At 65.0% G+C, this 26912-nt stretch carries 26 protein-coding genes; 21 read left to right on the top strand and 5 right to left on the bottom strand.

Translation table 11 applies throughout. The features are described 5' to 3' along the window. The first annotated feature begins 121 nt into the window (after positions 1-121). The 4 genes from cysS (at position 122) to ACVW17_RS31145 (ending at position 4122) form a co-directional block, all read left to right on the top strand. Positions 122-1522, top strand: a complete 1401-nt coding sequence (cysS, locus tag ACVW17_RS31160) for a cysteine--tRNA ligase (protein WP_456755427.1) — start codon at positions 122-124, stop codon at positions 1520-1522. After that, the gene (locus ACVW17_RS31155; protein ID WP_456755426.1) at positions 1519-2025 is read left to right on the top strand and encodes a GNAT family N-acetyltransferase; all 507 of its coding nucleotides are present in this window, start codon (positions 1519-1521) and stop codon (positions 2023-2025) included. Before cysS ends, ACVW17_RS31155 begins: the two co-directional genes overlap by 4 nt. Beyond that, positions 2022-3620: a citramalate synthase gene (cimA, locus tag ACVW17_RS31150; RefSeq protein ID WP_456755425.1), complete on the top strand. Its 1599-nt coding sequence runs from the start codon at positions 2022-2024 to the stop codon at positions 3618-3620. The genes ACVW17_RS31155 and cimA overlap by 4 nt, the downstream gene beginning before the upstream one ends. Before the next feature lie 124 nt (positions 3621-3744). Next, positions 3745-4122 carry a VOC family protein gene (locus tag ACVW17_RS31145; protein ID WP_456755424.1) on the top strand — a complete coding sequence of 126 codons (378 nt, stop codon included), beginning with the start codon at positions 3745-3747 and terminating at the stop codon, positions 4120-4122. A gap of 153 nt (positions 4123-4275) precedes the next feature. Here ACVW17_RS31145 and ACVW17_RS31140 read toward each other — a convergent pair whose 3' ends face one another. Beyond that, positions 4276-4881 carry an LOG family protein gene (locus ACVW17_RS31140; RefSeq protein ID WP_456755423.1) on the bottom strand — a complete coding sequence of 202 codons (606 nt, stop codon included), beginning with the start codon at positions 4879-4881 and terminating at the stop codon, positions 4276-4278. Positions 4882-5094: 213 nt separating this feature from the next. Here ACVW17_RS31140 and ACVW17_RS31135 point away from each other — a divergent pair, with 213 nt between their 5' ends. The 4 genes from ACVW17_RS31135 to ACVW17_RS31120 all read left to right on the top strand — a co-directional run bounded on the left by ACVW17_RS31135 (position 5095) and on the right by ACVW17_RS31120 (position 9827). Beyond that, a complete protein-coding gene (locus ACVW17_RS31135; protein ID WP_456755422.1) occupies positions 5095-7083 on the top strand; it encodes an ABCB family ABC transporter ATP-binding protein/permease in 1989 nt (662 codons plus the stop codon). Positions 7084-7217: 134 nt separating this feature from the next. Continuing rightward, the gene (locus ACVW17_RS31130) at positions 7218-7916 is read left to right on the top strand and encodes a phosphatidylserine decarboxylase (protein WP_021081990.1); all 699 of its coding nucleotides are present in this window, start codon (positions 7218-7220) and stop codon (positions 7914-7916) included. A gap of 78 nt (positions 7917-7994) precedes the next feature. Then, complete coding sequence (pssA, locus tag ACVW17_RS31125) at positions 7995-8870, top strand: CDP-diacylglycerol--serine O-phosphatidyltransferase (RefSeq protein WP_456755421.1); 876 nt, start codon at positions 7995-7997, stop codon at positions 8868-8870. A gap of 237 nt (positions 8871-9107) precedes the next feature. Continuing rightward, a complete protein-coding gene (locus ACVW17_RS31120; protein ID WP_212022559.1) occupies positions 9108-9827 on the top strand; it encodes an RraA family protein in 720 nt (239 codons plus the stop codon). Positions 9828-9903: 76 nt separating this feature from the next. Here the strand turns inward: ACVW17_RS31120 and ACVW17_RS31115 are convergent, their stop codons facing one another. After that, entirely contained in the window at positions 9904-10524 is a 621-nt protein-coding gene (locus ACVW17_RS31115) for a TerC family protein (protein WP_456755420.1), read from the bottom strand. A gap of 273 nt (positions 10525-10797) precedes the next feature. Then, positions 10798-11082: a hypothetical protein gene (locus ACVW17_RS31110; protein WP_456755419.1), complete on the bottom strand. Its 285-nt coding sequence runs from the start codon at positions 11080-11082 to the stop codon at positions 10798-10800. Between the two features lie 331 nt (positions 11083-11413). Here ACVW17_RS31110 and ACVW17_RS31105 point away from each other — a divergent pair, with 331 nt between their 5' ends. From ACVW17_RS31105 to ACVW17_RS31085, 5 genes are all read left to right on the top strand, one after another. Continuing rightward, entirely contained in the window at positions 11414-12232 is an 819-nt protein-coding gene (locus tag ACVW17_RS31105) for an SDR family NAD(P)-dependent oxidoreductase (RefSeq protein ID WP_456755418.1), read from the top strand. A 188-nt stretch (positions 12233-12420) separates the two neighbouring features. After that, entirely contained in the window at positions 12421-13092 is a 672-nt protein-coding gene (locus tag ACVW17_RS31100) for a response regulator transcription factor (protein WP_456755417.1), read from the top strand. Positions 13093-13427: 335 nt separating this feature from the next. Further along, positions 13428-13712, top strand: coding sequence for a circadian clock KaiB family protein (locus tag ACVW17_RS31095; protein WP_456755416.1), 285 nt, complete (start codon positions 13428-13430; stop codon positions 13710-13712). Beyond that, entirely contained in the window at positions 13709-15175 is a 1467-nt protein-coding gene (gene kaiC / locus ACVW17_RS31090) for a circadian clock protein KaiC (protein ID WP_456755415.1), read from the top strand. Before ACVW17_RS31095 ends, kaiC begins: the two co-directional genes overlap by 4 nt. A 30-nt stretch (positions 15176-15205) precedes the next feature. Beyond that, the gene (locus ACVW17_RS31085; protein WP_456755414.1) at positions 15206-17098 is read left to right on the top strand and encodes a response regulator; all 1893 of its coding nucleotides are present in this window, start codon (positions 15206-15208) and stop codon (positions 17096-17098) included. Positions 17099-17276: 178 nt separating this feature from the next. On the opposite strand, the gene ACVW17_RS31080 is transcribed toward ACVW17_RS31085, so the two are convergent. After that, entirely contained in the window at positions 17277-18833 is a 1557-nt protein-coding gene (locus ACVW17_RS31080; protein WP_456798241.1) for an acyl-CoA synthetase, read from the bottom strand. Then, positions 18763-19683 carry a TetR/AcrR family transcriptional regulator gene (locus tag ACVW17_RS31075; RefSeq protein WP_456798240.1) on the bottom strand — a complete coding sequence of 307 codons (921 nt, stop codon included), beginning with the start codon at positions 19681-19683 and terminating at the stop codon, positions 18763-18765. Before ACVW17_RS31075 ends, ACVW17_RS31080 begins: the two co-directional genes overlap by 71 nt. Here ACVW17_RS31075 and ACVW17_RS31070 point away from each other — a divergent pair. The 8 genes from ACVW17_RS31070 (at position 19674) to ACVW17_RS31035 (ending at position 26858) form a co-directional block, all read left to right on the top strand. After that, positions 19674-20858 carry a lipid-transfer protein gene (locus ACVW17_RS31070; protein WP_456755411.1) on the top strand — a complete coding sequence of 395 codons (1185 nt, stop codon included), beginning with the start codon at positions 19674-19676 and terminating at the stop codon, positions 20856-20858. The genes ACVW17_RS31075 and ACVW17_RS31070 overlap by 10 nt on opposite strands. 7 nt (positions 20859-20865) lie before the next feature. Then, on the top strand, positions 20866-21297 hold the full coding sequence (locus ACVW17_RS31065) for a MaoC family dehydratase N-terminal domain-containing protein (RefSeq protein WP_456798239.1): 432 nt from the start codon (positions 20866-20868) through the stop codon (positions 21295-21297). Continuing rightward, entirely contained in the window at positions 21294-21698 is a 405-nt protein-coding gene (locus tag ACVW17_RS31060; RefSeq protein WP_456798238.1) for a MaoC family dehydratase, read from the top strand. Before ACVW17_RS31065 ends, ACVW17_RS31060 begins: the two co-directional genes overlap by 4 nt. Before the next feature lie 9 nt (positions 21699-21707). Continuing rightward, positions 21708-22535: an SDR family NAD(P)-dependent oxidoreductase gene (locus tag ACVW17_RS31055; protein ID WP_456798237.1), complete on the top strand. Its 828-nt coding sequence runs from the start codon at positions 21708-21710 to the stop codon at positions 22533-22535. A 12-nt stretch (positions 22536-22547) separates the two neighbouring features. After that, on the top strand, positions 22548-23693 hold the full coding sequence (locus tag ACVW17_RS31050; RefSeq protein WP_456755407.1) for an acyl-CoA dehydrogenase family protein: 1146 nt from the start codon (positions 22548-22550) through the stop codon (positions 23691-23693). A 58-nt stretch (positions 23694-23751) separates the two neighbouring features. Beyond that, positions 23752-24615, top strand: coding sequence for a hypothetical protein (locus ACVW17_RS31045; protein ID WP_456755406.1), 864 nt, complete (start codon positions 23752-23754; stop codon positions 24613-24615). A gap of 15 nt (positions 24616-24630) precedes the next feature. Then, a complete protein-coding gene (locus ACVW17_RS31040; protein WP_456755405.1) occupies positions 24631-24882 on the top strand; it encodes a hypothetical protein in 252 nt (83 codons plus the stop codon). Between the two features lie 320 nt (positions 24883-25202). Further along, on the top strand, positions 25203-26858 hold the full coding sequence (locus ACVW17_RS31035) for a thiamine pyrophosphate-binding protein (protein WP_456755404.1): 1656 nt from the start codon (positions 25203-25205) through the stop codon (positions 26856-26858). Positions 26859-26912: the final 54 nt, after the last annotated feature.

Below are 26912 nucleotides of genomic sequence, written 5' to 3'. Positions count from 1 at the left end.
GGCCACCTCGCCATCTGCAGCATTTGCCGCGAGATTATGAGCTAGCGATTCGCTGGCTGAGGCCGTCTTTTCTCAATCGCCTGAGAATCACTGGACGCCCGGCCGCAAGGGATGGGTACCCATGGATTTGCGCCTCTACGATACGTTGACCCGGGAGAAGCGGCCGTTCGTGCCGCTCGATGCCGACAATGTCCGCATGTATGCCTGCGGACCGACGGTCTACGATTTCGCCCATATCGGCAATGGCCGCGCCGCTGTTGTCTTCGACGTGCTGTTCCGCGTACTGCGCCACCGCTATGGCGCGGATCACGTGACCTATGTCCGCAACATCACTGACGTGGACGACAAGATCAACGAGCGCGCTGCGCGGGACTATCCCGGCGTGCCGCTGAACGAGGCGATCCGCAAGGTCACCGAGCTGACCTACCAGCAGTATCAGGACGACGTCACCGCGCTGGGCTGCTTGGCCCCGACGGTGCAGCCGCGCGCGACCGAGCACATCCCGGAGATGCGGGCAATCATCGAGAGACTGGTCGCCGGCGGCTTCGCCTATGTCGCCGAGGATCACGTGCTGTTCTCGCCGCAGGCGATGAACGCGGCCAATTCGGTGCTGCCGCGCTACGGCGCGCTGTCGAAGCGCTCGCTCGACGAGATGATCGCCGGCGCCCGCGTCGACGTCGCGCCCTACAAGCGCGACAACACCGACTTCGTGCTGTGGAAGCCGTCGAAGCCGGGCGAGCCGTCCTGGCCGTCGCCGGCAGGCATTGCGGTCGAGGGCCGGCCCGGCTGGCACATCGAGTGCTCGGCGATGGCCTGGAAGCATCTCGGCGAAAAATTCGACATCCATGGCGGCGGCATCGATCTGGTGTTCCCGCATCATGAGAACGAGCTGGCGCAGACCTGCTGCGCGTTCCACTCCGACCGCATGGCCAATGTCTGGATGCACAACGGCTTCCTGCAGATCGAAAGCGAGAAGATGTCGAAGTCGCTCGGCAACTTCTTCACGATCCGCGATCTCCTGGCGGATTGGCCAGGCGAAGTGCTGCGGCTTGCGATGCTCAAGACGCACTACCGCTCACCGCTCGACTGGACGCTGAAGAGCGCCGAAGAGAGCGCGAAGACACTCGACGACTGGTATGCGGTCGCGGCCGATGCCGAGCCCGGCGCGCCGTCGCAGGCCGTGGTCGAGGCACTTTACGACGACCTCAACACGGCGCAGGCGATGGCCGTGCTGCACGGCCTGCGCAGCGCGTCGTCGAGCAGCGAACAGCGCCGCAGGGAATTTGCCGGTTCGCTGCGGCTGCTCGGTTTCCTGTCGGAGAGCGCGGCCGCGTGGGAGGCGCGCAAGCAGCAGGCGAGCGGCGTCGATGCCGCGGCCGTCGAGGCGCTGCTTGCCGAGCGCAGCGCGGCGCGGGCGCGCAAGGACTTCAAGGAGTCCGATCGGATCCGCGATCAGCTCGCCGCGATGGGCGTGGTGATCAAGGACTCCAAGGAAGGCACCACCTGGGAGGTCGCGCGATGAGCCGTTCCGCACCCGCATTGCGCCCGTATCTGCCCGACGACGCAGCCGTTCTGGCGGCGATCTTCGCGGCCTCGATCATGGATCTGACCGGTGACGATTACAGCGAGGCGCAGCAGGAGGCCTGGGCGGCGGCGGCCGACGACGAGCAGGCGTTCGGCAAGAAGCTCGCCGGCCAGCTGACGCTGATTGCGACGTTGCAGGGCGCGCCGGTCGGCTTCGCCTCGCTGAAGGGCGCCGATCACATCGACATGCTCTATGTGCATCCGCGCGCGGTCGGGCAGGGCGTCGGAGCTGCGCTGTGCGATGCGCTGGAGAAGATCGCGAGCGCCCGTGGCACCAAGACCCTAAAGGTCGATGCCAGCGATACCGCGCTCGAATTCTTCCGCAAGCGCGGCTATGTCGCGCAGCAGCGCAATTCGATCACCATCGGCGACGAATGGCTCGCCAACACCACGATGCAGAAGACGCTCGACGGCGTTGCCACGCCCGGAGGCCACGCATGAGCCGCGAGCGCCTCTATCTGTTCGACACCACGCTGCGCGACGGCGCGCAGACCAATGGCGTCGACTTCACCTTGCAGGACAAGCGGGTGATCGCGGGCATGCTGGATGCGCTCGGCATCGACTATGTCGAGGGCGGCTATCCCGGAGCCAATCCGACCGACACCGAGTTCTTCGGCAGCAAGCCCGCGTTCGACCACGCGCGCTTCACTGCGTTCGGCATGACGCGGCGGCCGGGCCGCTCGGCCTCGAACGACCCCGGGCTTGCCGGCATCCTCGAGGCCAAGGCCGACGCGATCTGCTTCGTCGCCAAATCCTCGGCCTACCAGGTCCGGGTCGCGCTCGAGACCAGCAACGAGGAGAACCTCGCCTCGATCCGCGACAGCGTCGCCGCCGCCAAGGCGCTCGGCCGCGAGGTGATGGTCGACTGCGAGCATTTCTTCGACGGCTACAAGGAGAACCGCGACTACGCGCTCGCCTGCGCAACGGCGGCCTATGAGGCGGGCGCGCGCTGGGTGGTGCTGTGCGACACCAATGGCGGCACCATGCCGCATGAGATCGGGACCATCGTCGGCGATGTCGTCAAGCATGTGCCCGGCACCCATCTCGGCATCCACGCCCATAACGACACCGAGCAGGCGGTGGCCAATTCGCTGGCCGCGGTGCGCGCCGGCGCGCGGCAGATCCAGGGCACGCTCAACGGCCTCGGCGAGCGCTGCGGCAACGCCAATCTCTGCTCGCTGATCCCGACCCTGAAGCTGAAGCAGGAGTTCGCCGACAGATTCGAGATCGGCGTCACCACCGAGAAGATGGCGACGCTGATGAAGGTGTCGCGCACGCTCGACGACATGCTGAACCGCGCGCCGAACCGCCATGCGGCCTATGTCGGCGAGAGCGCCTTCGTCACCAAGACCGGGATCCATGCCTCGGCCGTGATGAAGGATCCGCAGACCTATGAGCACGTGCTGCCGGAACTGGTCGGCAACCACCGCAAGGTGCTGGTCTCCGACCAGGCCGGCCGCTCCAATGTGATGGCCGAGCTCGACCGCGCCGGCATCGCCTATGACAAGAGCGACCCGCGGCTGACGCGGCTGGTCGAGGAACTGAAGGAGCGCGAGGCCGCGGGCTTCGCCTACGAATCCGCCAACGCCTCGTTCGACCTCTTGGCACGCCGCACGCTCGGCAAGGTGCCGGAATATTTCAAGGTCGAGCAGTTCGACGTCAATGTCGAGCAGCGCTACAACGCCAACGGCCAGCGCGTCACCGTGGCGCTCGCGGTGGTGAAGGTCGATGTCGACGGCGAGCATCTGATCTCGGCCGCCGAAGGCAACGGCCCGGTCAATGCGCTCGACGTCGCGCTGCGCAAGGACCTCGGCAAGTACCAGAAATACATCGACGGGTTGAAGCTGATCGATTACCGCGTCCGTATCCTCAATGGCGGCTCCGAGGCGGTGACGCGCGTGCTGATCGAGAGCGAGGACGAGACCGGCGAGAACTGGACCACGGTCGGCGTCTCGCCGAACATCATCGACGCGTCATTTCAGGCGCTGATGGATTCACTGGTCTACAAGCTGATGAAGTCGGGCGCGCCGGCGTGAGACTGGCGTGACGGCACGAAAGGGACGTCATTGCGAGCGAAGCGAAGCAATCCATCCGTCCGCATGCTCGAATCGATGGATTGCTTCGTCGCTTCGCTCCTCGCAATGACGAGGGAGGACAGACATGATCGACCACGTCTCCGTCGGCGTCCGCGATCTCGAACGCGCCGCACGGTTCTATGAGCCGACGCTGGCCGCGCTTGGCCTGAGCCGCCTGGTCACGCGGCCGGCGACGATCGGCTTCGGCAAGGCCTATCCCGAATTCTGGATCAATCTGCGCGCTGCGATGGCGCCCGTGCCGCATGAGAGCGGCACCCACATCTGCCTGCGCGCCAAGACCACCGCCGAGGTCGACGCCTTCCACGCCGCCGCGCTGGCTTCGGGCGGCGCATCCGACGGTCCGCCGGGCCTGCGCCCGCACGATCGCGTGCGCTATTACGCTGCGTTTGTCCTCGACCCCGACGGCAACCGCGTCGAGGCCGTGACCTTTCCGAGCGAGTGAGTTTGGCTAGCCTACACGCATCTCATCCGTCATCCTGAGGAGCGCGTAGCGCGTCTCGAAGGATGAATCGGCCACCAGCGGGGCCGTTCATCCTTCGAGGCTCGCTCCGCTCGCACCTCAGGATGACGGGGATAGTTTGGCGCCCGCGCTCCTCTACAGCCGCCGCGCCACCTCGGGGGCGAGTTCCTTCGCGGCCGCCGGCTTGCCGGCCACCGCCGAACGCAGCCGCGGCAGGATCTCGTCGACGCGGTCGGCCATCAGCACGTTGATGGGCAGCGTCGGCCGGATGAACTCGGTCGTGCGCATGTGGTTCAACAGCGAGAGCAGGGGCTCCCAGAAGTTGTCGATGTTGGCGAGCAGGATCGGCTTGGAGTGACGGCCGAGCTGCTGCCAGGTCAATTGCTCGACCAGCTCCTCGAGCGTACCGATGCCGCCGGGCAGCGCGACGAATGCATCCGAGCGCTCGAACATCAGCCGCTTGCGCTCATGCATGTCGGGGGTGACGATCATCTCCTGAACCGAGGTCAGCGCATTCTCGCGCGCGCGCAGGAATTCGGGAATGATGCCGGTGACCGAGCCGCCATGATCGAGCGTGGATTTGGCGACGGCGCCCATCAGGCCGATCGAGCCGCCGCCATAGACCAGGCGCACGTTGTTGTCGGCAAAGGCCTTGCCGAGCGCGACGGCAGCTTCAACGAAGCGGGGATTGTTACCGGGGCCGGAGCCGCAATAAACACAGACAGTCTTGATTTGGTTCATACGATCCTTGTGGCACTGCAGCGTAAAGAGGGTCAAGATCAGCATATGGGGATTGAGGGCCAAAAAATCCCGCAAATTCCCGCGAATCGCGAACAATTTTCGTCATAAGCCTGTACGCCGCGTTCAAACGATCTATATGACGGGCACAATGGCAAATCGTGGAAAAGATGTGGCAGCGCACCGGCGCGCCATGACGGCGCGAGCGGGCTCCTGATGGTGCCGCCGCAACAGTCTGTGACCGGCGCCGCGCAGCCCACGGCCACGACGCCGGCCGCCGAGAAGGGCACGCTCCTCGGCACCCTCGTTCATCTCTGGCCCTATATCTGGCCGGGCGATCGCGCCGATCTGAAGATGCGGGTGATCTGGTCGGTGGTGCTGCTGCTGTTCGCCAAGCTCGCGACGCTGTCGGTGCCGTTCACCTTCAAATGGGCGATCGATGCGCTGAACGGCACGGGTTCGGCGCCGGTCGCATCGTCGAACTGGATGGTCTGGCTGATCGCCTCGCCGGTGCTGATGACGATCAGCTACGGCGCGGTGCGCATCATCATGGCGGTGCTGACGCAGTGGCGCGACGGCATCTTTGCCCGCGTCGCGATGCATGCGGTGCGGCGGCTCGCCTACATCACCTTCGTCCACATGCACGAGCTGTCGCTGCGCTTCCATCTCGAGCGCAAGACCGGCGGCCTGACCCGGGTGCTGGAGCGCGGCCGTTCCGGGATCGAGACCATCGTGCGGATGGTGATCCTGCAGCTGATCCCGACCATCGTCGAAGTCACGCTGCTGGCCGGCGTGCTGCTGTGGCAGTTCGACTGGCGCTACGTGCTCGCGGTGCTGATCACGGTCGTCGTGTTCATGTACTACACCTACGTCGCGACCGAGTGGCGGATCGAGATCCGCCGCAGGATGAACGATTCCGACACCGAGGCGAACACCAAGGCGATCGACTCGCTGCTCAACTACGAGACCGTGAAGTATTTCGGCGCCGAGGAGCGCGAGGCGCGGCGTTACGACCGCTCGATGGAGCGCTACGAGCAGGCCAGCGTGAAGACCTACACTTCGCTTGCGGTGCTCAACACCGGGCAGGCGATCATCTTCACCGCGGGGCTGACCGCGACCATGCTGATGTGCGCATTCGGCATCCGCAACGGCACCCATACGGTCGGCGATTTCGTGCTGATCAACTCGATGATGATCCAGCTCTACCAGCCGCTGAACTTCATGGGCATGGTCTATCGCGAGATCAAGCAGGCGATCATCGACATCGAGAAGATGTTCGACGTGCTGGCGCGCGATCCCGAGGTGAAGGACATTCCGGGCGCCAGGCCGCTGGTGGTGTCGACAGGCAGCGTGCGCTTCGAGGATGTCCGCTTCTCCTATGAATCCGACCGGCCGATACTGAAAGGCCTGAGCTTCGAGGTGCCGGCCGGCAAGACGGTTGCGATCGTCGGTCCGTCAGGCGCCGGCAAGTCGACGATCTCGCGGCTGTTGTTCCGTCTTTACGACGTCTCGAGCGGCCGCATCCTGATCGACGGCCAGGACATCAAGACCGTGACCCAGGCCTCGTTGCGACAGGCGATCGGCATGGTGCCGCAGGACACCGTGCTGTTCAACGACACCATCCGCTACAACATCCGCTACGGCCGCTGGGATGCCGGCGACGACGAGGTGGAGGAGGCGGCGCGTCTGGCGCAGATCGACGGCTTCATCCGGATGTCGCCGCAGGGCTACGAGACCCAGGTCGGCGAGCGCGGCTTAAAGCTCTCCGGCGGCGAGAAGCAGCGCGTCGCGATCGCACGCACGGTCTTGAAGGCGCCGCCGATCCTGGTGCTGGACGAGGCGACGTCGGCGCTCGACAGCCACACCGAGCACGAGATCCAGGGCGCGCTGGAACGGGTGTCGCGCAACCGCACCTCGCTCGTGATCGCGCACCGGCTGTCGACCATCGTCGGCGCCGACGAGATCATCGTGCTGGACCAGGGCCGGATCGCCGAGCGCGGCACCCACGCGCGGCTCCTGGCCGCCGACGGGCTCTATGCCAGCATGTGGAACCGGCAGCGTGAGGCCGAGGAGGCTCGCGAACGGCTCGCCCAGGTCGGCGACGACGGCACGGCGCCGAATCGGCTGCCGCCGGCGGTGGCCGAATCCTCTGAGGATTCCACCCCTGACGCGGGTGAGAAGCCCTTGCCGACCGCCGCGGAATAGTCGATTAGGGCATGATCCGGAAACGTGCGAAGCGGTTTTCCGAAAAGATCATGCCTGAAACGACCAACCAAAGCGCGACGATCGCGCCTTGAGGCCACTCCCGCCGCAGGGGCGGGGTACCACAGCGAGTTCTGATGTCGATCGCCAATTCCATCCGTGCGCAGATCCCGCCGATCCACCCGGAGGGCTATCCCTTCATCGGCGGTTTCGCGCTGGCGAGCCTGATCCTGTTCTGGATCTGGACCCCGCTGGGCTGGATCGGGACGCTGCTCACGGTCTGGTGCGCGCTGTTCTTCCGCGATCCCGTCCGGGTGACGCCGCTGCGCGACGGCATCGTGGTGTCGCCGGCCGATGGCCGGGTCTCCATGGTGGTGCAGGCGCTGCCGCCGGCCGAGCTCGGCCTCGGCGACAAGCCGCTGCCGCGGGTCTCGGTGTTCATGAGCGTGTTCAACTGCCATGTGAACCGCAGCCCGGTGGCCGGCCGCATCGACCGCATCGCCTATCGCCCCGGCGCCTTCATCAATGCCGAGCTCGACAAGGCGAGCGAGGACAATGAGCGCAATTCGCTGGTGATCTCGAGCTCGAACGGGCGGATCGGCGTGGTCCAGATCGCGGGCCTGGTGGCGCGCCGCATCGTCTGCTTCGTCAAGGAAGGCCAGTCGATCGGGGCGGGCGAGCGTTTCGGCCTGATCCGCTTCGGCTCGCGGCTCGACGTCTACCTGCCCGAGGGCACCAAGGCGCTGGTGTCCGAAGGCCAGACCGCGGTTGCCGGCGAGACCATCCTGGCGGATTTCCGCGGCGCTGATCCGGGCCGCACCTACCGCGCCGATTAACGCTGTTTCAGCCGGTCGATCAGCCGGTTCCGGCTCCGATGGCGGAGCCGGGCGGCGCTTGCTATATTGTGGTCCATGATGCCATCAGACCCCAATTCCATCGAGTTGCGCCGCCGCCGGTTCCGTCCGATCCCGGTGCGGATGCTGGTGCCGAACATGATCACGCTGCTGGCGATCTGCGCCGGCCTGACCGCGATCCGGCTGTCGACTGAAGGGCGGATGGAGCTTGCGGTCGCGGCCATCGTGTTCGCCGCGATCCTCGACGGCATCGACGGCCGCGTCGCCCGCATGATCAAGGGCCAGTCGAAATTCGGCGCCGAGCTCGACAGCCTCGCCGACTTCGTCAATTTCGGCGTCGCGCCGGGCCTGATCCTGTATTTCTGGCAGCTGCATGAATTGAACAATGGCGGCTGGATCGCCGCGATGGTGTTCGCGATCTCCGGCGGCCTGCGGCTGGCGCGCTTCAATGCCTCGATCGACGATCCGAACAAGCCGGCCTTCGCCGCCAATTATTTCACCGGCGTGCCGGCGCCGGCCGGCGCGATCACCGTGCTGTTGCCGATCTATCTCGCCTTCCTCGGCGTGCCGATGCCGCCGGCGACCTTGACGGCGTTCTACACGCTCTTGATCGCCTTCCTGATGGTGTCACGGCTGCCGGTGTTCTCCGGCAAGACGGTGAAGATGCGGGTGCCGCCCGAGATGGTGCTGCCGGTGTTCGTGTCGGTGGTGTTCTTCGTCGCGCTGCTGATCGGCTATCCCTGGCACATCCTGTCGGCGGGTTCGGTGGCCTATTTGATCAGCCTGCCGTGGGGCTGGAAGTCCTATCGCGACCAGGAGCGCCAGCTTGCGGCGCAGACGCAGGGGGCGAGCGCGGCGTCGCCGGCCACTGCTGCTTCCTATACGGCGCCGGTCGCGGATACGGACCACGACGATCGTCCGACGCATCTGCATTGACTTCCCGACCCGTCATCCTGAGGAGCCGCGTAGCGGCGTCTCGAAGGATGCACGGCCACGATCTCGCAGCTGGGCCGTCGATCCTTCGAGACGGCGCTGCGCGCCTCCTCAGGATGACGGTCATGGAGCTGTGACGCCCAAATATCAGCCATGAGCGGGGCTCGGTTGGGTTCGCCCCTGATCTCGGTTATAGGCTGAGATGGCTCAGCGAACGCCAAAAATCAGGAGAGAAACGCCGTGACGACATCCGCTTCCGCCCCGCTGCCTGCTTCCGTCCTCGAGGCGTTGGGACGCTATGACACGCCGACGATCTGCAACGCGATGGAGATTGTCGCGCCGGAGCGCCGTCTGATCGGCTACACCGTGAAGCCGCTGGTCTGCCCGTTCCCGACGCTGCCGCCGATCGTCGGCTATGCGCGCACGGTCGCGATCCGCTCGGTGCTGAAATCCGGCCTGTCGGCCGAGGAGCAGTCGAAGCGCCGCATCGACTATTACGAATACGTCGGCACCGGCTTCGGTCCGCGCATCTCCGTGATCCAGGACATCGACGGTCCCGACGTCGGCTATGGCGCGTTCTGGGGCGAGGTGCAGAGCGCCGTGCACAAGGCGCTCGGCTGCCTCGGCGTCATCACCGACGGCTCGATCCGCGACATCCCGCAATGGGCGCCGGGCTTCCAGGCGCTGGCCGGCTCGATCGGCCCGTCGCACGCCTGGGTGCACGCCGAAAGCTTCGGCGGCGAGGTCCGTGTCGCCGGCATGACGGTGCGCTCCGACGACCTGATCCACGCCGACAGCCACGGTGCGATCGTGATCCCCTACGAGATCGCGGCCAAGCTGCCGGAGGCCGCCGAACTCTGCGGCCGCCGCGAAACCCCGATCCTCGACATCGCGCGCAGCAAGGACTTTTCGCTCGAGAAGCTGAAGGACGCGCTGAAGCGCTCGTCGGAAATCCACTGAGGCGCCGAGTCTCCACCGCGCGCTCCCGATCACCTCTCCCAAGGGAGAGGTGAACGTCCGCCACCGCCCACGCCGATCACGCCGGCGCGACCTTGGCGATCTCGTTCGCGCCGCGAACGGTCATGTCGATCGCGACATAGAGGATCACGGCGAGGCCGACATAGGCGATCCAGCGGTGGTTCTGCAGCAGCCGTGCGATGAAGGTGGCAGCGGCGCCCATCATCGCGATCGAGAGCGCGAGGCCGAATACCAGCACGATCGGCTGCTCGCGCGCCGCGCCCGCGACCGCCAGCACATTGTCGAGCGACATCGAGACGTCGGCAACGATGATCTGGGTGGTGGCCTGCCACAGCGTCTTGCGCGGCACCTCCGCGCCGCCGGTGCCATCCACGGCCGTGGTCTCGTGCGCGCTGGCACGCAGCTCGCGCCACATCTTCCAGCACACCCAGAGCAGCAGGATGCCGCCGGCGAGCAGCAGGCCGACGATTTGCATCAATTGCGTGGTGACGAGGGCGAACAGGATGCGCAGCAAGGTCGCGGCGCCAATGCCGATCAGGATCGCCTTGCCGCGTTGCTGCGCCGGCAGGCCGGCCGCGGCGAGGCCGATCACGACGGCATTGTCGCCGGCGAGCACGAGGTCGATGACGACGACTTGCAGCAGTGCGCTGAGGGCGTCGAGTGAGAACAGTTCGGACATGGATCATCCCCTTTAAGGTCGGGGAGTGGGCCGCTTCGACGAAGCCGGATCTGCCGTCATGCCGACGGCAGATCCGTCATGACGTTGTCACGTCGCCGGTCGAGGCAGGGCCACTCCAACTGAGTTCCAGTCCGACATCGCAGCTTGTGGCTGCCAGAGGGGCCCGGCCTGGGATTACGGTCGCCAAGCGCGATGCGATCATTCGTCATCGCGCTTGCGCTTTTTTTGAGCATGATCCGTTCGGAAAACCGCTTCACACTTTTCCGGATCATGCTAGCCCGGACGGATTGCTGCTTCTTCCTCGAAGAACAGCGCCGCCTGGTCCGGCTCGCCGAGGATCGCCGCGGCGCATCCCATGAAGGTGAAGGCGCCGGCAAAATCCCACAGCGTGAGTTTCGCCACGCTCGTGCGCGCGTGGATCACGCGCGCCGCGAGCGCGGCAATGGCTGCCTCTGCGAACAACGCCAGGCTGAGCGCGGGCAGCACGAGCGCGAGCTCAACCAGACGCACCGTCAGGACAATCGGCAGCGCAGTCAGCGCTGCGAAGAGCAGGAGCATGCCGAATGGTTCCAGCGAGGCAGCCTTCCGCGAGTGCCTGCCTGGAATGGTCGAGGACATTCCAAATCCCTGCCGATGCAAATCCTTCAATCGGAGTCTTGTCGTTCACCCCGAGATTATCAGAATGCATGTCCCTTGACGCGCGGCGCGGCGCCGCGCGACCGCAGGCCGCGCGACAGATTGTGCACCTCGTGGCCATCAAGGAGGGGCGTTGACGGGTCATTTCGGCGCCGTTTCGGGGCTGATGGTGCTGCGGCATGCCATGGCAAAGTCCACAACGGGGATTTATCTTTGCTGGCAGCGCTGGGCGGACGATCGAAAGGCAATTTCGATGAACATGACGGGCAAGACGGTGCTGATCACCGGTTCCACCGACGGCGTCGGCCGCTATGTGGCGATGAAGCTGGCATCTCGCGGCGCCCGGGTCCTGATCCACGGCCGCGACACCAAGCGGGCGCAGGTCCTCGCCGACGAGATCAAGCGGGTCAGTGGGCGCGAGCCGATGTTCTACCAGGCCGACCTGTCCTCGCTCGCCGAAGTCCGCGAGTTCGCCCAGCTGGTGCTCGACGACCAGCAGCGCCTCGACGTGTTCGTCAGCAACGCCGGCATCGGTTCGCAGAACGAGGGGCCGGCGCGGCAGACCAGCAAGGACGGCCACGAACTGCGTTTCGCGGTCAACTATCTCGCCGGCTTCCTGCTCGCACATCTGTTGCTGCCGCGGCTCAAGGAGAGCACCCCGGCGCGCATCGTCAATGTCGCCTCGCTCGGCCAGCATCCGATCGATTTCGCCGACGTGATGATCACGAAAAACTACAGCGGCGCACGCGCCTACGCGCAGAGCAAGCTGTCGCAGATCATGTTCACGATCGATCTTGCCGCGGAGCTGGAAGGCAGTGGGGTGACGGTCAACTCGCTGCACCCGGCCACCTACATGAACACCACGATGGTGCGCGCCTCAGGCGCGACGCCGATCTCGACCGTCGAGCAGGGCGGCGACGCCATCCTGCGTCTGGTCGAGGACGACGACGTCGCGGACAAAAGCGGATTGTTCTTCGACGGCAAGCGTGAGGCCCGCGCCCACGCGCAGGCCTATGACGCCGAGGCGCGCAGGCGGTTGCGGGAGTTGAGTTTGAAGCTGGTCGGATTGTAGGATCCCAGACCCGTCGGCCGGCCGGAGCGGATCGCATCAGATAACCGCCGACACTGGCCCGAACGCCGGGTTCCCGGCCATAGCCGATATTTACTAACGGCTTGGTCAAAAGGAACTAGAGCTCCCGCCGGACGTTGACACGGCAACCCAAGCAGAACGGACAGATCAAGCAACGCAGGGAGCCAGCGATGGACCATGTGGTGACGGATGACGCGCGCGAAAACGGGCGGCTGAGGGGGACCGTTTCGGCTGCCCGCGGGGGGATTATTTTCGTTGATGTAAACGGCCAAGTCGTGGGAATGGACAGGACCGCTCGGGAGGGACTCGACGGTGAGGTGAAGCAACTGAAATTGCCGCTTCGCGACGATGGCGCACGCGATGCCGGTTTCGTCGATTGTTTCGCGTCCGCCGAAACCGTGAGAATCCGCGGCGTGCCGACGCAGGTGTGCGTCATCCAGGAACGTGAATCCACGGAACGGCGGGCCACGGAGCGGGAGGTGATGACTGCGATCGAGTCGGTGCTGGCGGACACCTCCTCCTTCGCTCGCAGCATCATCGATCGGATCAAGACGTTGTCCTTCGCGCCCTCCGGCACCGCGGCCGAGGACCTTGATCCCCTCACCGAGCGCGAGAAGGAAGTCCTCGGATTGATCTGCCAGGGCAAGAGCGACCTCGAGATGAGCGTTGAACTCAACGTGTCGCACAACACTGTGCGCAACCACATCTCATCGCTTTACCGCAAGATCGGCGTCAACCGGCGCAGTGCCGCCATTCTCTGGGTGCGCGAGCGGGGCATCGCCCCGGCAAGCTTGCGCGGCCGCCGCCGCCGCCATCCACCTTCCGATCGGGAGTCGCTCTAGTGTCCCGAATCTGAAGTTCGCATCCTTTGCCGCACATTCGGAGCGGACTTCAGATTCGATAAGGACGCTGGCAAATTTATGATTCGAGTCTGCTTTGTGAATGCGAAGTTCGTGGAAGTGGCTGCCGCGAGATCGCACGAACTTCGCATTCAGCACACGAGATGCGTCGAACCTACTAATGGTCTGGTAGTTCTAGCTCTCTTGCGCCCAACCCCTGTTTGTTGTTCCTTCAACGAAATCATCAGGTTCACTGGGAGCCTCCGTAACTCGGATGCTGTGGCGCCGGCAGCGCTGCAGCCATTGGGCCAACGGTCAGTCGAGAAGGCAATGTCTCCGTGGCCGCGCGCTTGCTTCGATTGTATATCGCAGGAAATTCGGCCAGTTCGCGCCGCGCCCAGCAGAATCTCGACCGCTTGCGGACGTCCATCGGCGCGCATGGATGGGACGTCGAGATCATCGACGTATTGGATCGGCCGGAGCTTGCCGAAGGTGCGCGCATCATTGCGACACCGACCCTGTCCTACGAAGATGCGACTCGCACGCGACGCATCGTCGGCGATCTTGGCGACACGGTGCGGGTTCTGGAATTTCTCGGGATCGACCGGAAGGACGAGGCATGAGCGCTGAGGAAGCAGGGATCACCGGCGTGTTGGAGCGCGTCAAGACCGGGGTCGAAGCCTTCGACGAGTTGGTGATGGGAGGGTTGCCGAGAGCCCGCTCCACCGTGGTCGGCGGTACGCCAGGCAGCGGCAAGACCGTATTTGCCACCCAGTTTCTCGCTCACGGCATTACCCAGTTCGACGAGAACGGCGTATTGGTGACGTTCGAGGAGCCGCCCGCCGACATCCAGGCCAATATGAGCGGTTTTGGCTGGGATCTGGCAAAATGGAAGAGGGAGGGCCGGCTCGCCTTCGTCGATGCGAGCCCGCCGCCGAACGATGAGCTTGTGATCGGCGAGTTCGATCTTGCGGGGTTGTTGTCGCGTATTCAGCACGCGGCGAAGAGCGTCAATGCCCAGCGGGTAGTCCTGGATTCACTCACTCAGTTGTTCGATCACTTCATCGGCGACCCCAAGATATTGCGCCGCGAGCTGTTTCACATCAGTACGGCGCTGAAGAAGGCGGGGCTGACCGTATTGATGACGGCGGAGCGAAACAGCGAATATGGCGAGATCACCCGCCATCGCCTTGAGGAGTTCGTTGCCGATAACGTTGTCATTCTGCGCAACGTGCTCTATCGGGAAAAGCGCCGCCGCACGATCGAGGTTCTGAAGATGCGCGGCAGCCATCACGTCGAAGGCGAAGCGCCGTTCACGCTACTGGGCGGACGCGGGGTGGTGGCGATCCCGCTCTCGTCGCTACGGCTGGAGCAGCATTCGAGCACGGTGCGGGTGACGAGCGGCAATGCCGATATCGACGAGATGTGCGGCGGCGGCTTCTTCCGCGACAGCGTGACGCTGGTCAGCGGGGCGACGGGCACAGGCAAGACGCTGCTGGTCACCAACTTTCTCTCCGGCGGGGTCAAGGCCGGAGAAAGAGTCCTCATGTTCGGTTACGAGGAAAGTCGCGGGCAGCTGTTCCGCAACGCCAGCGGCTGGGGCGCCGATTTCGCAGGCATGGAAGCCGACGGTAAGCTGAAGGTCGTCAGTCTGTACCCTGAGGCCCAGGGCTTGCCCGATCACCTGCTCACGATCCAGGGGATGGTCGATGAGTTCAAGCCGAACCGGATCGCGGTCGACAGCTTGTCCGCGCTGGAGCGCATTGCCCCTGAAACCGGCTTTCGCGAGTTCCTGATCAGCTTGACGTCTTTCATCAAGAAGCGGGAGATCGCGGGTCTCTGCACCGCGACAAGCAAGTCGCTGATCGGTGGCGAGAGCGCCAGCGAACAGCACATTTCGACGATGACCGACTCGATCATTCTGCTGCGGTACATCCAGGAGCAGGAAGTCATGCACCGGGGCTTGATGGTGCTGAAGATGCGCGGCAGCGAGCACGCCAAGGAGATCAGACGCTTTTCCATCGACGGTTCGGGCATGCATCTGGGCGGACCGTTCAAGGAGGCGCCGAACGTATTCAAAGCGTGATATCCACCGCGAACGGTAGTTGGAATACGCATGACGGATACTCGGATTGGCTCAAAGGTCGCGCAGTCGGACATCCAATTCCTCATCGAGAAGAACGCCGACGGTATCATCGTCGTCGATGAAGCCGGGTTTGTGCTGTTCGCCAATCCGGCGGCGGAACGCCTGTTCGGGCAGCCGTCATTGGCGCTGATCGGATCGCCGATCGGCTTGCCGATCGTGGCGGGCGAGATGAGCGAGATTGCAATCCATCAGCCCGGGGGCGGGCTGGTAGATGCCGAAATCCGCACCGTAGAAACCAGCTGGGAGGGCCGGCCGGCGCGCCTCGCGAGCGTGCGCGACGTGTCGGAGCGCCGGGCGTTGGAAGACCGCATGCGTCATGCTGCCAAGATGGAGGCGGTCGGGCGGCTCACCGCCGGCATCGCGCACGACTTCAACAATTTGCTAGCCGTGGTTCTGGGCAATCTGGAAGGCGCGAGGCGCCGCATTGGCAGCGAAGAGGGCGCACTCGTAACCATGCTCGACAACGCCACGCGCGGCGCCCGGCAAGCGGTCGTCCTGACCAGTAAATTGCTCGCTTTCGCAAGGCGCAAGCCTCTCGAATACCGTCGCGTGGATCTTTCCGAATTGATCGCCGGCATGTCGCACTTGCTGCAACGTACCCTGGGCGAGGGCATTTCGATACGGACGGACATACCGCCTCAGCTATGGGCGGTCGAGGTCGATCCAACCGAACTGGAGTCGGCGATTCTCAACCTCGCCGTCAACGCGCGTGACGCAATGCCGGATGGCGGCGAACTCGCGATCATGGCGGAGAATATCGATCTCGCGCGTGATGAGTCGGAGGATGGCGACGGCGAGGCCGGACCTTACGTCAAGATCTCGGTCGCCGACACTGGCATGGGGATGACGCCTGAGATCCAGAACCGCGTGTTCGAACCTTTTTTTACCACAAAGACCGATGGAAGGGGCACCGGCCTCGGCCTCAGTCAGGTTTATGGCTTCGTCAAACAGAGCGGCGGGCATCTCAGGCTTGAAAGCGAGCTCCACGTCGGGACCAGGATCGACATCTATCTTCCCAAGGCCGCGATGCTTTCAGATCAGGCAGTCTCTCGCGCCGAGGCCAGCTCGGAATTCAGGGCCATCCCGCGGGCCCGCGGTGGGGAGACGATCCTTGCGGTCGAAGACGACGAGGATGTCCGCGCTACCACCGCGGGCAGCCTTCGTGAACTCGGGTACAGGGTGCTCGAGGCGGCAGACGCAAGCGCCGCGTTGAGTTTGCTGAGAAGTGATGCGCAAATCGAGCTGTTGTTCACCGACCTTGGCCTGCCCGGCCAAATCAATGGCAAGGCATTAGCGGATCAGGCGCGGGCGCAGTATCCCGGCTTGAGGGTGCTGATCACGACGGCCTATGCCGGTGATGTCCTCATTCGTGAAGGACGGCTCGATCCGGACATCGAGTTGCTCAGCAAGCCGTTTTCATTCGCCGAGCTCGCAACGCGAATCCGTGGCCTGCTCGACGGCGGGCCTCCGCAGCCCGGCCGCATCCTGTTGGTCGAGGACGAGTTTCTCTTGCAGCTTCTCGTCACGGATATGCTTGCGGAATCCGGGCTCGCAGTAGATGGCGCTGCGAGTTTCAAGGAGGCCGCCGCCAAGGCGCGCTCGGGCATCGAGGGGCTGATCGGCGCGGTCGTTGATCTTGGCCTGCCGGACAGGCCGGGGGATGAACTCGTTGCGGAGCTTCGCAGCCTGTATACCGACCTGCCGGTCGTGCTCGCGACCGGCCATGTGGACGAGGATGTGCGGCAACGCTTCTCCGCTATGCAAGGCGTCCAATTGCTGGCGAAGCCATTCTCTGCCGAAGATCTGACGACGGCCCTTGGAAAAGCGGGCGTGAGACTTTGGCGCGCGAGCCTGAGCCGATGAGGGCCGGTCGGACCGGAATGGCAATCGAGAATCGTCGGGATGCGTTGTCGGAGACAACGATTGCGCCTCGATCGGCTCGATGCGTCGTTGCTTCGCCGATAGATCCGGAATCTCTCGATTCCGGATTCGGTTCCGTGGGCCGCCCCGGAATGACGGAGCAATACATAAGCCGTACGCCTCAGCTCACCCGCCGCTCGCGGTTCTCCCAATACGGCCTGCGCAGCTCGCGCTTCAGGATCTTGCCGGCGCCGGAGAGCGGCAGCGGGGTCGCGGTGATGTCGACGCTGCGCGGGCATTTGTAGCCGGCGATCAGCGTCTTGCAGTGCTCCATCAGCTCTTCCGGCGTGGCGTCGGCGCCGCTCTTCATCACCACCACGGCGTGGACCTGCTCGCCCCAGCGCTCGCTCGGGATGCCGATCACGGCGCATTGCGCCACCGCCGGGTGCTGGGCCAGCGCGTTCTCGACCTCGGCCGAATAGACGTTCTCGCCGCCGGAGATGATCATGTCCTTGACGCGGTCGACGACGTAGACGAAGCCGTCCGCATCCATGTAGCCGCCGTCTCCGGTGTGCATCCAGCCGTCGATCACGGCGCGCGCGGTCTCCTCCGGCCGCTCCCAATAGCCCATCATCACCATGTCGCCGCGCACCGCGATTTCGCCGACGGTGCCTGTTGGCACCACCTTGTCCTCCGCATCGACGATCCTCACCTCGGCGCCGAGCGTCGCGCGGCCGGCGCCGCGATGCCGGCCCTTGGCGCGGCCGTCGCCGATATGCTCCTTCCAGTGCAGCAGCGTCGCGATCGGCGACAGTTCGGTCATGCCGTAGGCTTGCGTGAACTCGACATGCGGCAGCGCCTTCATCGCCCGCATCAGCACGGCGTCGCTGATGACCGAGGCGCCGTAAGCGATCCGCTTCAGCGACGACAGGTCGTAACTGCCGAGCGTCGGGTGATCGACGAACATCTGGATCATCGTCGGCACCAGCAGCACGTCGGTGACGTGCTCCTTCTGCACGGCCGCGGCGACGCCGTCCGGCGTAAAACCCTGGATCACGACGTTGGAGCCGCCGGACAGCAGCACCGAATACATCGCTGCGCCATTGGCGAGGTGGAACATCGGCGCCGCGTGCAGATAGACCGTGCTCGCCGGCCACAGGCCTTCGCCGAGCGCGTTAAGCGCATTGGCCATCAGATTGCCATGGCTCAGCATCACGCCCTTGGAGCGGCCGGTGGTGCCGCCGGTGTAGAAGATGCCGGCGAGATCGTCGCGGGTGCGCATCGCATCCGCCATCGGTTCGCTCTGCGCGATCAGCGTCTCGTAATTCTCCATGCCGGCGGGCGTCTCGCCTTCGTCGGCGTAGATGAGCTTGAGGCCAGGGATGGCGCCTGCCAGCGTCGCGCCGACCGCCGCGAACGCCTTGTCGACGAACAGGATCGTCGCGCGGCAGTCGCGCAGCGCATCCTCGTTCTCGATCGGAGACCAGCGGATGTTGAGCGGCACGATCACGGCGCCGGCCCAGCCGACCGCGAGGTAGAGTTCGAGATAGCGATCGGAGTTCAGCGACAGGATCGCGACGCGGTCGCCATTGTCGGCGCCAAGCGAGCGGATGGCGGCGGCGAGGCGGGCGACGCGGTCGCCGACCTCGCGCCAGTTGCGCCGCCCCTCACCGCAGACGATTGCGAGCCCGTTTGGATTGACCTGCAGCGCGCGCCGCAGTCCGTGCGTGATGTTCACTCGTCTCCTCCCTCGATGCGTTTCCCTTCCGAGGCGGTTTGCCCGCCTTCTGCGCAGCCGGAACGGCTGCTTTGCGCGTTGTTGTCTCGCGCGTTGATGTCACTTGCGTTGTTGCTTTGGCGATGCCCTCGGTGAGGCGGATCGCGAATTCCTCGGCGACGGCGCGGCCGCTCAGCTCACCGCCGGGCTGGAACCAGTGTCCGATCCAGTTCAGCGAGCCTGCGATCGCGAACGCCGCGAGCTTCGGGTCGCAGGGTTTCACCGAACCGTCCTTGACGCCAGCGGCAATATAGTCGCGGAAGGCGCGGTCGATCCGCCGCTTGGCGGTCTGCACGATCTTGCGGTTGTGCTCGCTGAGATCGCGGATGTCGAAGCGGACCAGGCTCTTGCCGTAGTCCTCGGTCATCAGCTCGGCATAGCGGACGATCAGCTTGCGCAGCTTGTCGAGCCCCGAGCCGCCGCCGGCCGAGGTCTCGGCGATGCAGTCGTCGACCAGCTCGTTGCCGATCGACCAGCACTCGTAGAGGATCTCGTCCTTGCCGCGGAAGTAATTGTAGAGCGCCGGCTTGGTGATGTTGAGCCGCCTGGCGACCTCGTTCAGCGTGGCGCCGTGATAGCCCTGTTCGAGGAACAGCGCGACCGCCGTGCGCAACACCGCCTCGCGCTTCTCGTCGCGGGCGCGGCGCCGGCTCTCGAACGGCAGCCAGGGAGACTCGTTGCTGGAAGAGGGGGGGCTGGCGTCCATCGCGTCGGTCGTTGTCGCATTGACTCCGGAAGATCGCCCGTATATTACCCATGGGTAATAAATAGTCCAGTGGGTAATTTCCGGGAGGACACGCGATGACGTCACGCAGCTATGTTGCCGGGGTCGGCATGATCCCGTTCGTCAAGCCCGGCGCCAACGCGCCGTATCATGTGATGGGCGCCGAAGCCGCCAGGCTCGCGCTCGCCGATGCCGGGCTCGATTACGGCAAGGTCCAGCAGGCCTATGTCGGCTACGTCTATGGCGATTCCACTTGCGGCCAGCGCGCGCTCTATGGCGTCGGCATGACCGGCATCCCGATCGTCAACGTCAACAACAACTGCTCGACCGGCTCGACCGCGCTGTTCCTGGCGCGGCAGGCGATCGAGTCGGGTGCTGCGGATTGCGTGATGGCGCTCGGCTTCGAGCAGATGAAGCCCGGCGCGCTCGGCGCCGTGTTCACCGACCGCCCCAGCGCGTTCGACGATTTCGATGCCGCGGCCGACAGGCTGGTCGACGCGCCCGGCGTGCCGCTGGCGCTGCGCTATTTCGGCGGCGCCGGCCTGAGCCACATGAAGAAATACGGCACGCCGCTGAATGCTTTTGCCAAGGTGCGCGCCAAGGCGAGCCGCCACGCCAAGAACAATCCGCTGGCGCTGTTCCGGAAAGAAGTCACCGCCGACGACGTGATGAACGACCAGGTGATCTGGCCCGGCGTGATGACGCGGCTGATGGCGTGCCCGCCGACCTGCGGCGGCGCCGCCGCGATCCTGGTCTCGGAGAAGTTCGCCGACCAGCACGGCCTCAACAAGCAGGTCCGTATCGCCGCGCAGGCGATGACGACCGATACGCCGTCGACCTTCGGTGCGTCAGACATGATGCAGGTGGTCGGCTACGACATGGCGCGCGATGCCGCGGGCAAGGTCTATGAGGCGGCGGGCATCGGGCCAAAGGATCTCGACGTCGTCGAGCTGCACGACTGCTTCGCCCATAACGAGCTGATTACCTATGAGGGACTCGGCCTGTGCGGGCAGGGTGAGGCCGCGAAATTCATCGACGACGGCGACAACACCTACGGAGGGAGGATCGTCACCAATCCGTCCGGCGGGCTGTTGTCGAAGGGCCATCCGCTCGGCGCCACCGGCCTTGCGCAGTGCTACGAGCTGACCCGGCAGCTGCGCGGCACCGCTGCGGCAACCCAGGTCGAGGGCGCGCGGCTCGGCTTGCAGCACAATCTCGGCCTCGGCGGCGCCTGCGTCGTGACGCTCTACGAACGCGCCTGAGGCCGTCATGGTCGATCAATCCGCCGTCGGGCGCGAATTCACGCCGGTGACCGCGCGCGTCGAGCCGGGACGCCTGCGCTTCTTCCTCGACACGCTCGGCGAGACCAATCCGGTCTATCGCGATGGCGAGGCGACACCGGTGCCGCCGACCTATCTGTTTTGCCTCGAGATGATGGACGCGCCCGATCCGTTCGAATTCCTGACCGCGCTCGGCATCGATCTCGCCCGCGTGCTGCATGGCGAGCAGCGCTTCGACTATCACGCGCCCGTTGTGGTCGGCGACATCCTGACGTTCCACCCGCGGGTCACTGGGGTGACCGAGAAGAAGGGCGGGGCGATGACGCTGATCGTGGTCGATACATCAGTCACCAACCAGAACGGCGTCCACGTCGCCGATGTCTCGCGCACCATCGTGGTGCGCAATGCGAGGCCGTCATGACCGGCGTTCCGTCGGTCGGCGACCGCATCGTCCACAAGGAGTTTCCGCCGATCACCCGGCATCGCCTGGCGCTGTATTGCGGCGCTTCCGGCGACCACAATCCGATCCATGTCGACATCGACTTCGCGAAGGCGGCCGGTTTCCCCGACGTGTTCGCGCACGGCATGCTGGTGATGGGCTATCTCGGCCAGGCGCTGACGGATGCGGTGGCGCCGTCGCGCATCCGCTCGTTCGCGACCCGCTTCGCCGCGATCACCCAGCTCGGCGCCAGGCTGACCTGCGAGGGCACCGTGACCGAGCTGATCGAGCAGGGCGGCGAGAAGCGCGCCAAGCTCGCGCTGACGACGAAGGATCAGAACGGCGAGATCAAGCTCGCCGGCGAAGCCATTATCGCGCTCTAGGGAGAGATCATGTCGAAGCTGCAAGGCAAAGTCGCGCTCGTCTCCGGATCGGGCCGCGGCATCGGGCGGGCGATCGCGCTGAAGCTCGCAAGCGAAGGCGCGCGCGTCGTGGTCAACGACCTCGATGCCGAGCCGGGCAATGCCGTCGTCGCCGAGATCAAGGTCATCGGCGGCGAGGCGATCGCGGTCAATGGCAGCGTGACGGAATCGGGCTTTGCCGATCGTTTCGTAGGCGCCGCCATCGAGCAGTTCGGCGGCCTCGATATCATCGTCAACAATGCCGGCTACACCTGGGACTCGACGATCCAGAAGATGTCGGACGAGCAGTTCCAGGCGATGCTCGACGTGCATCTGGTCGCCCCGTTCCGCATCCTGCGCGCGGCATCGGAGCCGATCCGGGTGATGGCGAAGAAGGAGGCCGAGGCCGGGCGCGAGGTATTCCGCAAGGTGGTCAACATCTCTTCGATCGCAGGGCTCTACGGCAATGCCGGGCAGGCCAGCTATTCCTCGGCAAAGGCCTCGCTGATCGGACTGACGCGGACGATGTGCAAGGAATGGGGCCGCTACAAGGTCAACGTCAATTGTGTGGCGTTCGGCCTGATCAACACCCGCCTGACCCAGCCGATCGAGAGCCAGCAGAAGACCATCGACGTCGCCGGCCGCGACATCAAGGTCGGCGTCCAGCCGCAGATGCTGGAGGCGATGGGCCGCATGATCCCGCTCGGTCGCGGCGGCACGCCGGAGGAAGCGGCGGACGCGGTCTATCTGTTCTGCGCTCCGGAATCGAATTACATCAGTGGTCAGGTGATCGTCGCCGGCGGCGGTCTGCTGATTTAGCACGGGGATATCATGCACTACCGATCGTCCTGGATGACCGAGGAGCTCGACACCTTCCGTGACCAGTTCCGCAAATTCCTCGCCAAGGACCTGGCGCCGCACGCCGAAAAATGGCGCGCGCAGAAGCTGGTCGACCGTTCCGCCTGGCGCGCGCTCGGCGAGATGGGCGCCTTGCTGCCGAGCGTGCCCGAGGCCTATGGCGGCCTGGGGGCGACCTTCGCCTATGACGCTGCCGTGCTCGACGACCTCGAGAGCACGGTGCCGGAGCTGACCACCGGCGTCTCCGTGCACAGCGCGATCGTGGCGCATTACATCGTCAACTACGGCTCGGAGGAGCAGAAAAGGCGCTGGCTGCCGAAGATGGCCTCGGGCGAGATGGTCGGCGCTATCGCGATGACCGAGCCCGGCACCGGCTCCGATCTGCAGGCGGTCAAGACCACGGCGAAGAAGCAGGGCAATTCCTACGTCATCAACGGCCAGAAGACCTTCATCACCAACGGCCAGGCCGCCGACCTCGTGATCGTCGTGGCGCGCACCGGCGCGCCTGGCGCCAAGGGCATCTCGCTGATCGTGGTCGAGACCGCCGGCGCCGAGGGCTATCGGCGCGGCCGCAACCTCGACAAGATCGGCCTGCATGCCTCCGACACCTCGGAGCTGTTCTTCGACAATGTCGCGGTGCCGCCGGAAAACCTGCTTGGCAATGAGGAGGGCAACGGCTTCGTGCAGCTGATGCAGCAATTGCCGCAGGAGCGGCTGTCGCTCGCGATCGGCGCGGTCGCCTCGATGGAGCGCGCGGTGAAGATCACCGCGGACTACACCAAACAGCGCACCGCGTTCGGCAAGCCGCTGATCGAATTCCAGAACACCGCATTCACGCTGGCCGAGCGCAAGACCGAGGCGATGATCGCCCGCGTCTTCGTCGACTGGTGCGTCGAACGGCTGGTTGCAGGCGACCTCGACACCGTGACGGCGTCGATGGCCAAATGGTGGTGCTCGCAGAAGCAGGTCGAGACCGCCGACGAATGCCTGCAGCTGCACGGCGGCTACGGCTATATGCAGGAATACCCGATCTCGCGGATGTTCATCGATTCCCGCATCCAGAAGATCTATGGCGGCACCAACGAGATCATGAAGGTCTTGATCGCGCGCTCGCTGTAGGGTTGAATGTTGCTCCCGCACCATGCCGGGACGATTTCATCATTGCTGGGGGCCGTTGTTGGATACGCCTGCGACCGGTGCCGAGGCTACGGAGGCCCCAATCACCTTGCGGCCTCCATACACCCGCGGTGCTTTCGTAGCGGCCGTCATCTGGTCTCTGCGCGTCGTCTTGTCGGTTAATCTGTGGTGTTTCTTCTTGTGGCTCGCGGGTGCATCCGGGCCGGGCGGAACGCCTTCCTTCGCGGCCATCGTCGGCAGCGTCGGAGGCGCATCGCTGCTGATGTGGCTGCTGGTCATGCCAAGAAGGCGCCGCGCACGAAATGAATGCAGCATCATCTTCCTGCGTGGCTTCAGGCAGGAAGCCCGCGCGGACGTTCCCAATCGCGTGTTGCCGTGCATCGGCTGCTACGGCCGGATCATGCGGCTGCGCAACGTCGTCAAGACAGGAACGCAGGATCAGATCGCGGGATTGAACGGCGAGTCCATGACGGACACAAGGGAGCAGCCCTACGTTCGCGATGACTGGAAGCCGGTTCTGCTCGCGCTGCTCCAGCAGGCCGATCTTGCTGTGATCGACTTCTCCGTCTCGAGCGAAAGCCTGTTTTGGGAGATCGAGCAGTGCTTGCGGCGGCTGCCTGCCCAGCGCATCGTGCTGATCACGGAGCTGAGCGAGTACGCGAAGGAGAACCATTCAGAGCTTTGTGGCAGATTCCCGGACCTGCTGTACGCGCCAGCACCGATCCCGGTCTATCCTTCCCGATTTCTCATCCCTTTGCGGTTCTGGAGGTGGTGGTTCTTCGAGTATGAGCGACGGGTCGATCATTGCATGAAGGCAATTGCGGCGCAGTCGTTGCAGACGGCGTTGCTTGCCAGTGATTGGCATGGACCTTCAGGCCAAGCGAAAAGTACGGTGGCATCCTGAGATGTCTGGAAGACGATGAGATTGCTTCTCGATATCGTCATCGCGTTGCTGGTGTTGCCGGTCTTTCTGGTTGCCGCGCTGCTGGTGGCGGTCGTGTTCGGGCTTGTGGGCGGCGGCGCGAGCGCTTTCGTCTCCGCCTGGCCCGTTATCGAATACTATCATGACCGGTTCCTCCTGTCGGTCATTCCGTCATCCTGGACCGCGGGCCTTATTCGTCGCGCCGAGGCCTGCGTGGATTTCTATTCTGATCAGAATCGGCGGCGTTAGGGCATGACCCGCCGTCTCCGGCAGCCGGATCGGATCGGCATTGTCGGCGAGGCCGGCCTTGGCGAACAGGTCGCGGCCCGGAATCTCGAGCCACAATCTCGAGATTTTCAGGTACACAAGAGTGCACCATAGTTCGATGCTTTCGCATCGCCCCGGAATTTCCGGGAGAATAGGCCTGTCCCATCCCGGCCGCATGGCTCAATGCGGCCGCCGCATTGCGCGGCGACTTCGGCCTTGCGCCATATTTCCGACTATCCTACCCCCGTGGGACCAAATTCCGCGCGAGCCGCGAGCGCGCGCCAATGCCGCAGGGAGCCCACATGACCAAAAGCAACGCCCGCACCGGAGGCCAGATCCTGATCGACCAGCTGGTCGCGCAAGGGGTGGAGCGCGTCACCTGCGTGCCGGGCGAGAGCTATCTGGCGGCGCTCGACGCCCTGCATGACAGCCCGATCGACGTCGTGATCTGCCGCGCCGAGGGCGGGGCGGCGATGATGGCGGAGGCCTATGGCAAGCTCACCGGGCGTGCCGGCATCTGCTTCGTCACCCGTGGTCCGGGTTCGACCAACGCCGCCCATGGCGTGCACATCGCGATGCAGGATTCCACGCCGATGATCCTGTTCGTCGGCCAGGTCGACAGCGGCATGCGCGAGCGCGAGGCGTTCCAGGAACTCGACTACAAGGCGGTGTTCGGCACCATGGCGAAATGGGCGGTCGAGATCGATCGCCCGGATCGCATTCCGGAGCTGGTTGCGCGCGCGTTCCGTGTCGCGTTGCAGGGCCGTCCCGGTCCTGTCGTGATCTCGTTGCCCGAGAACATGCTGACCGAAACCGCGGCGGTCGCCGACGCGCCGAAGGTCGAGCCGGCGGCGAGCTGGCCGGCGCCGGCCGATCTCGAGCGTCTCGGCACCATGCTGGCATCCGCCAAGGCACCGCTGGTGGTGCTCGGCGGCTCGGCCTGGACCGCCGACGCCACCAAGGGCATCGCGCGCTTTGCCGAACGGTTCGACTTGCCGGTCGCGACCTCGTTCCGCCGCGCCTCGCTGTTCGATGCCGACCATTCGCATTATGCCGGCGATCTCGGCATCGGCCCGAGCCCGAAGCTCAGGGATCGCTTCACCGGCGCCGATGTGATCCTGCTGATCGGCGGCCGCATGTCGGAGATGCCGTCCTCCTCCTATACGCTGCTCGACATTCCCTCGCCGAGCCAGCAGCTCATTCACGTCCATCCCGGCTCCGAAGAGCTTGGCCGCGTCTACCAGCCGGCGCTGGCGATCCAGGCGACGCCTGCCGCCTTCGCGGCTGCGGTCGAGACCATGAAGCCCGCGGCCGCGCCGGCCTGGACGGGCGAGGCGGCCAAGGCGCACGCCGATTATCTTGCCTGGACCGACAAGCCGCGCGAGCTGCCCGGCAGCTTCCAATATGGCGAGGTCGTGACCTGGCTGCGCGACCGGCTGCCGAAGGATGCGATCGTCTGCAACGGCGCCGGCAATTACGCCGGCTGGATCCACCGCCATCATCGCTTCCATTCATTCGCCGCGCAGCTGGCGCCGACCTCGGGCTCGATGGGCTACGGCGTGCCGGCGGCCGTGATGGCCAAGCGGCATCATCCGGATCGCGTCGTCGTCGCATTCGCCGGCGACGGCTGCTTCCTGATGAACGGGCAGGAGTTCGCCACCGCCGTGCAGTATGACGCGCCGCTGATCGTCGTGGTCATCGACAACGCGCAATACGGCACCATCCGCATGCATCAGGAGCGCGATTATCCCGGCCGCGTCGTCGGCACCCAGCTCAGGAACCCGGACTTCGCGCTTTACGCCAAGGCGTTCGGCGGTCATGGCGAGCGGGTCGAGCGCACCGAGGACTTTGCGCCCGCCTTCGAGCGCGCGCTGGCCTCCGGCAAGCCGGCGATCCTGCACTGCCTGGTCGATCAGCGCGCGCTGTCGGTCGGCAAGGACTTTGTGCCCGAGGCATGATCCGGAAAAGTGCGAAGCGGTTTTCCCCGCGACAAACGCAATGCGTTTGCCCGA

This window comes from Bradyrhizobium sp. USDA 4473 (assembly GCF_054063335.1).
The sequence above is the reverse complement of the archived record's forward strand: the minus strand, read 5'-3'. Positions and strand labels throughout refer to the sequence as shown.